General features: G+C 56.7%; 9 protein-coding genes. 5 read left to right on the forward strand and 4 right to left on the reverse strand.

Annotated features, from left to right (window positions below):
* Window positions 1-12: 12 nt before the first annotated feature.
* A complete protein-coding gene (locus JX613_RS20445; protein ID WP_207103100.1) occupies window positions 13-84 on the forward strand; it encodes an excalibur calcium-binding domain-containing protein in 72 nt (23 codons plus the stop codon).
* 597 nt (window positions 85-681) lie between these two features.
* Window positions 682-1,497 carry a replication initiation protein gene (locus JX613_RS19270; protein ID WP_207103093.1) on the forward strand — a complete coding sequence of 272 codons (816 nt, stop codon included), beginning with the start codon at window positions 682-684 and terminating at the stop codon, window positions 1,495-1,497.
* A 514-nt stretch (window positions 1,498-2,011) separates the two neighbouring features.
* On the opposite strand, the gene JX613_RS19275 is transcribed toward JX613_RS19270, so the two are convergent.
* From JX613_RS19275 to mobQ, 4 genes are all read right to left on the reverse strand, one after another.
* A complete protein-coding gene (locus tag JX613_RS19275) occupies window positions 2,012-2,338 on the reverse strand; it encodes a BrnA antitoxin family protein (protein WP_207103094.1) in 327 nt (108 codons plus the stop codon).
* Window positions 2,319-2,627 carry a BrnT family toxin gene (locus tag JX613_RS19280; RefSeq protein WP_207103095.1) on the reverse strand — a complete coding sequence of 103 codons (309 nt, stop codon included), beginning with the start codon at window positions 2,625-2,627 and terminating at the stop codon, window positions 2,319-2,321. Before JX613_RS19280 ends, JX613_RS19275 begins: the two co-directional genes overlap by 20 nt.
* 258 nt (window positions 2,628-2,885) lie before the next feature.
* The gene (locus JX613_RS19285; protein WP_207103096.1) at window positions 2,886-4,415 is read right to left on the reverse strand and encodes an ATP-dependent nuclease; all 1,530 of its coding nucleotides are present in this window, start codon (window positions 4,413-4,415) and stop codon (window positions 2,886-2,888) included.
* Window positions 4,416-4,481: 66 nt separating this feature from the next.
* A complete protein-coding gene (mobQ, locus tag JX613_RS19290) occupies window positions 4,482-5,732 on the reverse strand; it encodes a MobQ family relaxase (RefSeq protein WP_237168749.1) in 1,251 nt (416 codons plus the stop codon).
* A 156-nt stretch (window positions 5,733-5,888) separates the two neighbouring features.
* Between mobQ and JX613_RS19295 the strand changes: the two genes are divergently transcribed.
* The 3 genes from JX613_RS19295 to JX613_RS19305 all read left to right on the forward strand — a co-directional run bounded on the left by JX613_RS19295 (window position 5,889) and on the right by JX613_RS19305 (window position 7,630).
* The gene (locus tag JX613_RS19295; protein ID WP_207103097.1) at window positions 5,889-6,155 is read left to right on the forward strand and encodes a hypothetical protein; all 267 of its coding nucleotides are present in this window, start codon (window positions 5,889-5,891) and stop codon (window positions 6,153-6,155) included.
* Complete coding sequence (locus JX613_RS19300) at window positions 6,152-6,706, forward strand: hypothetical protein (protein ID WP_207103098.1); 555 nt, start codon at window positions 6,152-6,154, stop codon at window positions 6,704-6,706. Before JX613_RS19295 ends, JX613_RS19300 begins: the two co-directional genes overlap by 4 nt.
* Before the next feature lie 186 nt (window positions 6,707-6,892).
* Window positions 6,893-7,630, forward strand: a complete 738-nt coding sequence (locus JX613_RS19305; protein WP_207103099.1) for a thermonuclease family protein — start codon at window positions 6,893-6,895, stop codon at window positions 7,628-7,630.
* Window positions 7,631-7,634 lie beyond the last annotated feature (4 nt).

Below are 7,634 nucleotides of genomic sequence, written 5' to 3' on the forward strand. Positions count from 1 at the left end.
GCGCTCTGGTATCTGGAAAACTGCTCCTGGGGCGGCCGCCTTGATCGCGACAACGATGGGATCCCCTGCGAGAGCGTCTGCTAGGGGATCAAAATCATCGGGCGTTAGAGGTATTTTAACGTGGCAGCCGCAAGCTGGCGGTGATCGCGATCCAATAAACTCATCAACTTACTCCCAAAACTCCTCCTAAATGCGCCCACTATTCACTGCCCTTTTCCTTGCAGCCTGCTGGGCTGGGGTGGTGCGGTATATCCTTTGGCCGTTGATCAAGATGGCGGCTGGCATCCTGTAATGCCGCCATCCTGTCACGATGTGCTCCTCAGTCTTGAGGTAGTCTGTGCTGTCATAGCAGGCAAACGGCTCGACGTGCATGGCTAGACGAATCCGACACGGAGCTGATGCCCTGCGGCTTCGATGTAGAGATCAACGCCCCTTCTTCTTTTTCTTCTTATCTTCTTACTTCTAGAGACATTAAGTAATTGAAATAGCATAACTATATAGGGGTATCGGCTACTTCTTGTATGGCTGACGGCTACTTCCTGTAGGGGTATCGGCTACTTCTTGTATGGCTGACGGCTACCTTTCGTACGGGTGAGCCGGACAATTCGGCGCAGCGATGTCCCCTATTCCAAAGTGTTTAGCTACCCGATACCTTCATTAGGTAGCCAATAAGGGACAGTGATGGGAACAAGTCTGACAATCCGGCCAAATGACGGGGAGATGCTCAAGCCCGCCGAGTTGATCGAACTTCGGGGCGTGGGACCGCTGACGCTTCATGACAGGCGGGTGTTCAACAGCCTGATTGAAGCTGCTTGGGGGCCAGACATGGCAGTGCCAGGACGTGAGTTTACTGTCCCAACAGCGTCCCTCAAGCATGCCGACGAACCCATGTCCCGGCTGGCCGAAAGCATCGAGCGCCTGATGCAGACAATAGTGGTGGCAAGGGCATTAGATGGGGCAGAGATGCGGTTCCAACTTCTCGGGGCCAACACGATCCGAACCACAACTAACGCCGGGACACTGACCTATAGCTTCTGGCCGCAACTGGCTGCGCTAGTAAGAGACAGCAGCATCTTCGCTAAGCTGGATCATGCAGTGATGCGATCGTTCTCATCGAAGTATGCCTTTGCTTTGTACGAGGCTGTAGCTAGGCGCGCACGGCTGCGCCACGTGTTCCGAGAGAACTTCACCATTGAAGGTATTAGGGACTTGCTTGGCGTCGAGACCGGGAAGCTGGTTCCCTACAAAAACCTCAAGACTAAGGCCATCGAGCCGGCTGTGGTCGAGGTCAACGCACTTACCCCTTACCAGGTCGCACTAGAGCCACGCATGGAGGGCCGGAAGGTTGTGGGCTTCATCATGGGATGGGGTGTGAAGGATGAGACAGGCATGCGGGACGCCTATGCGGAGATACAGCGGCCCCGTGTAGGCCGGAAGGAACGCCTCAACAAAGCAGCAGAGGCTCATGTTATCCTTGACGAACAGATGTCCCATTGAGACGCTATAAAACGGCCCTTAGGGACACAGAGGGACAGCGATGGGACTGACGCTAAGGCAAGCTGCGGATCTATGTGGCGCTAGCCGGTCTACCATTCACAGGGCTCTGAAAAGCGGTAAGTTATCAGGCAACAGACTTGGGGATGGAGCTTGGGACATAGACCCATCGGAGTTGGCCCGCGTTTTCCCATGGGACATAAGTGAGCCTGTTCAGCGGGACAATCCGGGACAGGGCAAGGAAGGGACAAGCGAGAGGGAAGCTGTGCTGGCCGTCAAGGTCGAGATGCTGGAGCATCAGCTAGAGCGTGAGCGGGACACGATAGCCGATCTGCGGAAACGCTTGGATAGAGCAGAGGACAGGGTGCTGGCTCTTACATCCCAAACCCTGCCACCTGCGCCCGAACCTACCCCAACCCGCCGTCGCTGGTGGCCGTTCTGACGCCCGGCAGGATAGCACCCTGCTTTAGGTGATCGCGGCCAATGTCGTCCTGCTGCTGGGGGACTGACCTAGTGGTCAGCGATGCGAGGCCTTGGCTTGGGCCTGGCGCTGTTCCAGCATCTCGCGCCGCAGGATGGCGTTGATCCGGCTCTGGTAGCCCTTGCCCTGCGACTTCAGCCAGGCCAGCACGTCCGCGTCCACGCGGGCGGTGATCTGCTTCTTGACCGGGCGGTAGAAGGCGGCGGGCCGCATCTCGGCCAGTTGCGCATCTGTCAGCTCGGGCATGTCGCTGAGGTCGATGGTGTCGTCCGGCTGGGCGGCGAGGGCCTCCAGGTGCCGGCGCTGCTTTTCGGTCAGGGGCGGCAGCGTGTCGAAGGTGTGGCTAACGGGTTTCCTGCTCATAGCGCTTCCTTTCCCTCGGCGTGGCGCGCCGGGCCGAGATGATGCGGATGACCTCAATAGCTTCGCCCTCGGCGTCATCCTCGGTGATCGTGTGGGCAACCAGAAGCACGGTGACGCCATGCACCACGCCAAGGGTCTGCCAGCGTTCTTCGCCGTCCTCGATCCGGTCTTGCCGGGTGAGCCGAAAGGGGTCGCAGAACACCTGCACGGCCATCTCGAAGGCGATCCCGTCATGCTTTCGCTGGTTGGAGCGGTTCTTGGTCTCGTCCCAGGCGAAGCGCATTGTCATTGCTCAAATGTAGTTGCAATTTTGGCAATGCTCAAGTTGCTGTTTGGCCTGTCTGCGCCCTCTGACTCCCACAACCCCGGGCTGATTTCCTGGACCCACCCATGCCGTGTCATAAAACCTGTTACGGGCAGATCAGCAGCCGGGGGTTGAGCGGAGAGGTATAGGAGAGCCACATTTGGCCCGAGCCTGCTTGCTGTCCGGCGATAGCCGCAGGACTGCACCGAGAGTGACCAGAATTAGGGTGGTTTCTATAAATTTCTATAGCTTACTATCTGCCCTGACTAAACTTCTGAAATCTACAATTTTTGAACTATCTCCGGAAACATACCTGGAAAGCTTCGACTCATTATCTTCCAAATGAGATCTCAACTTCTCTAGAATTAATACAAAATCGTCCTCTCTTTCAGGTTTTATCTGCCATTTTTCCGTAAAAAATCCTTCTTTTAATAATTTTCCAGTTTTTTCGTCAATTTTATCTCTAATATCCTCACAAGGCGATAGAAGCACTAGAACCTTGCCATCACTAGAAAATTCTTTTCTGCATGTTTCCTCGTCTCCTTCTTTGTCCCCGTCATAGAGGGCAGCAACTACCAGCCCAAGTTCCCGCGAAAGCTTGACCCACTTTATTATATGAGGAGACCCACCCGCCCCATAAGAAAAGAGCGGCAGGTCTTCTTGGCCTTTACTTTCCAAGTATCTAGATATTATGTGTACATCCTCTTGCCCCTCCACAAACAACGCACTCGAACTAAAGAATATTTCTTTAGCTAAGTAATCAAAAAGCTTTCGATTTTTAAAATCCTTATGGGCGACGTTGTATACATCTTTCAATACTGAATCGCTGGCTACAAAAGCGAATGAATGACCATCTTCATCTTGAGCTATCCGATACACTTTAGTTCCAGATGTAAGGTCTGGCCAATGTATGCAGTGCGGCGAATGTGTTGCTATTATTATTTGTCTTTCCTTAGAATACTTCCTCAACACCTCATATAGTCTCTTCTGCCCGTCGGGATGTAAGGAAAGTTCAGGTTCGTCCAAAATAATAGAGACATTTTTTGGATAGCTATGTAGGGCAAAGCAAAGGCGAAATACACTTGTAACGCCGTCTCCAACGTCCCGAATAGCATGCTCAGCTCCACTTGCGGACACATACATAATTCTGTCTTGGCCAGCCACTCGATCAGTAGTCCAATCAGATATATCTGGTAAAATCGATTTGAGTATTTTATCAAATTGATCTTTTTCTCCCCTTAAAATTATCTGATTAAGTTGGTCCCCTAGCCTTTCCAGTTGCCTGTTTCCTAGCCTAGATTGCTCAAAGATAGAGCTTCGCTGTTGCTCAAAACCTCTTATGTCATGCGCTCCCGCGCCTCCTTGGAATGTATCTTCCCAAGGCCTCCTAGAGGGTACATATGCTACAATAGGCATAGTATAGTTTGAAATGGTTTCGTAAGGAACTTCGCTGCCGTCGTGGTCTAAAGTTAATATTTTTTTGTACCAAGCTCTCGCTTCATTTTTTAGCGTTAGCGTCTGCTTTAATTCTTCAAACTTAAATTTTACCTCAATAAATGGATCTTGATCATTATGCCGATCCATTTTGTCAAAAACAACATTAGGCTTAGCGTCAAAGCACATTGCCAATGCATTAATTATAGATGATTTTCCTGCGTTATTTTTACCCACTAAAATTGTTAGCCCATTGCTACCATTTGCTGGCAAAGCAAAATCTATCGTGCATCTTTCATAATAAGACTTGTAATTAGAGACAGAGAACGAAATTAGCATACACAAACCCTTCTACTATTTGATGACTATGTGAAACCTAAGGCACTAAGAGGAGTCTGAGGTTCCTCATAGCCCATACTCATCGCCCAGGTCACGTTCGTGCCCTCTCCGCTCCCGTTCGCGGACCCGCTCCAACTCTTTGACACGCTCGGCTTCCTGCACCCGCTGCCGTTCCTCGGCGAGGCGCTCCTGCTGCAAGCTGGCGGCGCGCTCGGCCGCCACAGCCGGGTCGATGCTCCGTGCCGCCTCCCGCAACCGCTCGGCCAGGCTCTTGGTGCTGACCGTCTGTCGGCCTTCGCCAAGTTCCGGTTCACCGCGCTCTTGCCGAGCCTCATAGGCTGCCCGCAGCTGTGCCGCCAGGTCTTGGGCCGTGCTCCGATCTGAGCCTTGGCCGGGAAGCTCCCGCTGCTCGCGGCGCTGGCCTCCTCCGGCATGCGCCAGTTCGTGTCCAGGTGTCAGGCGCTCCAAGGTCCGCCCGAGCCACTCCCGCACCTGCTCAGACAGTCGTTCCGCCACCCGCGCCACCTCAAGGGCCTGCGCCTTGACCTCGCGCCACAGTTGGACCGCCGCGACCTCGATGCCGCGCTCCTTCAACTGCCAGGCGCCGGGCGAGAGTTGCGGCAAGGGAGCCCGATCCAGTTCCACCGCCCGCACCGTCTCGCGCAGCGCTAAGGCCTCGTCGCCCCGCTCCCGCGCTTGGACCGAGCGTTCCAGGGCTTCCTCGCGCTGCGCCTCCAGCGTCCGGTGGTCGATCCGAGCCTCGTGGCCGCAGCGCTCCAGGGCATGGTTGCTGTCGCGCGCCCAGGCCTCGCGCCAGTTCTCCAGCAGTTCCTTAGCGTTCCAGTCGCGGTTCTTGGTGGAAAAGCCCTCGGAGCCGATCTCGCGGGTGGTGAGCAGGATATGCGCATGGTGGTTGCGCTCGTCGCCCTCGCGTCCCGGCGCGTGCAGGGCGATGTCTGCGACCATGCCGCGGTCCACAAAGGACCGCTGGCAGAAGTCGCGGACCAACTCGATGCGCTGATCGCGGTCCAGTTCGGCCGGCAGCGCCACCCGGATCTCGCGGGCGACCTGGCTGTTCTTGCGCGTCTCGGCTGCCTCAACCGCGTTCCACAGCGCGCCGCGATCCTGGACCCACTCGGGCGATCGCTCGGGGGCCAGGATCTCGACATGCTCGACACCGCTACGCGCCCGGTAGTCGAACGACAGCCCGGTGCGCTGATCGTGGATGCGCTCGGCGGAACGGTAGGCGGCAGCGCCGGTGGCGCTGCGCCCGGCGGAGCGGGAAATCATCGTGGCCCGCAGGTGATAGATTGCCATTCCGTGTCGCGCTCAAGCCAGGGGTTCAAAGGGGAGTGCAACATCCCCTTTGCCCACACAAACGCGCAACGTTTGTATAAGTGGGCACTTCGTGTCTTGCACCGTAGCTGCTCTGGGGCCAGTCTGGCAACTATTAGACGAACGAGGGATTGCAGAATGGCGCGCACTATTGATCAGCAGATTGCCGAAGCCCAGGCCCGGCTGAACCGCCTCAGGACCAGGGCGAAGGCCAGCGAGACCCGTCGCAAGATCATCGTCGGGGCGGTCGTCACCACCGAGGCCCTCAAGGATCCGAAGATCGCCCGCTGGATGGCCGCCACCCTGCGCAAGACCGTCACGCGTGAGGTCGATCAGAAGGAACTGGTGGGTCTGCTGGCCGAGCTCGATGCCAAGGCGCAAGGCGCCGGGGCGGGTGAGCCGTGAGCAACAGAGACTCCTTCGATATTTTGGGCGAAGAACTCAATCTGATGCGTCGGCAGATCGAACTGTTGCAACGCACCAGCCTGGATCGCAAGGAAGCGGAAAAGCTCAATGCCGTGGTGGCCCAGAGCCTCGACCGCATGGCCAGGGTCGGCCCGGCCGTCCAACAGCGCATCGAGCAGAGCCTGGCCACCGCCGCCCTCGATCTGCGCCAGCACACTGTCTATGCGGCCACGGAAGGCGCCAAGGAAGCCATCCGCGAGGCGCAGCTCGAAAGCATCAAGGCGGCTGGAGACCTCCGTAAGGCCGCTGGAGAGGCCCGTAGAGAGGCCTGGAGGTGGTTTGGCGGGTTCTGGGTCTGGCTGGCCTCTGTGGGCGCTGCATTCTTCGCTCTGGGTCTCCTGACCATGTTCCTGCTGCAAGGCCGCGCCGATGCCCACAAGTTCGGACAGAGCCCAAGCACCTTCTGCAAATGGGCAGGCGGGGAAAACCTGTCAAACGAAGCCGGGGACAAGGCCTGCGTGTTCTGGCTGGAGCGGTCGGAGCAGGAATGATCAACTTGAGGTTGTCTATTTGGACAAGTTGCCGGACACGTCAGCGTCCGGCATAACCAACCCATCAGCCGAGCGGCCTTTGTGTTGTGTTTTGCGAGTTCGCGCCGCTCGGCTGGAAAATCCCTCTCCTGGCCGAAGCCCAGCAGTATTGCGCAAGTGCTATTCTTAAGCACGATTGGCCAAGAAGTGTTTTCGCCCGAAAATTTCGGATATACGTTTGAAAGCATTACAGCCACGAGAGGTTTTATGAAGTCCTTTGCTGTTGCCATTGCTTTGCTGTTGGCCACTCATATGCCAACTGCCGCCGCTGAAGCTGAAGGTAATGTCATTCAAGGCGTGGCATCCGTCATTGATGGCGATACCCTTGAGGTTCACGGGTCACGCATTCGCCTGCATGGCATCGACGCTGCAGAAAGCGGACAGGTCTGCATGGAACGCGACGGATCGCCTTGGCGGTGCGGACAGGCGGCGGCATTAGCTCTTGCCGACAAGATCAGCCGAACTCCCGTCCTCTGCGAGCAGCTCGACATGGACCGCTATGGGCGCGTCGTTGCAAGATGCTTCAGCAACCGCGAAGACCTCAACAGGTGGATGGTCAGTGAAGGCCTAGCGGTCGCCTATCGTCAGTATTCCGCCGACTACGTTGATGATGAAGTCCAGGCACGCGAAGCGCGAAAGGGCATGTGGCGGACGAAGTTCGACATGCCTTGGGATTGGCGGAAAGGCTCACGCAGCTCGGAAGCCCCCACCGAAACACCGGAGATCCTGCGCAACCTCGCTCAGCGATCCTACTCCTGCAGTCCTCGACGGACCTGTTCGGCGATCGGGAGCTGCCAGGACGCGCTCTGGTATCTGGAAAACTGCTCCTGGGGCGGCCGCCTTGATCGCGACAACGATGGGATCCCCTGCGAGAGCGTCTGCTAGGGGA

It is taken from the genome of Paracoccus shandongensis (genome assembly GCF_017315735.1).
GTDB classification, from domain to species: domain Bacteria; phylum Pseudomonadota; class Alphaproteobacteria; order Rhodobacterales; family Rhodobacteraceae; genus Paracoccus; species Paracoccus shandongensis.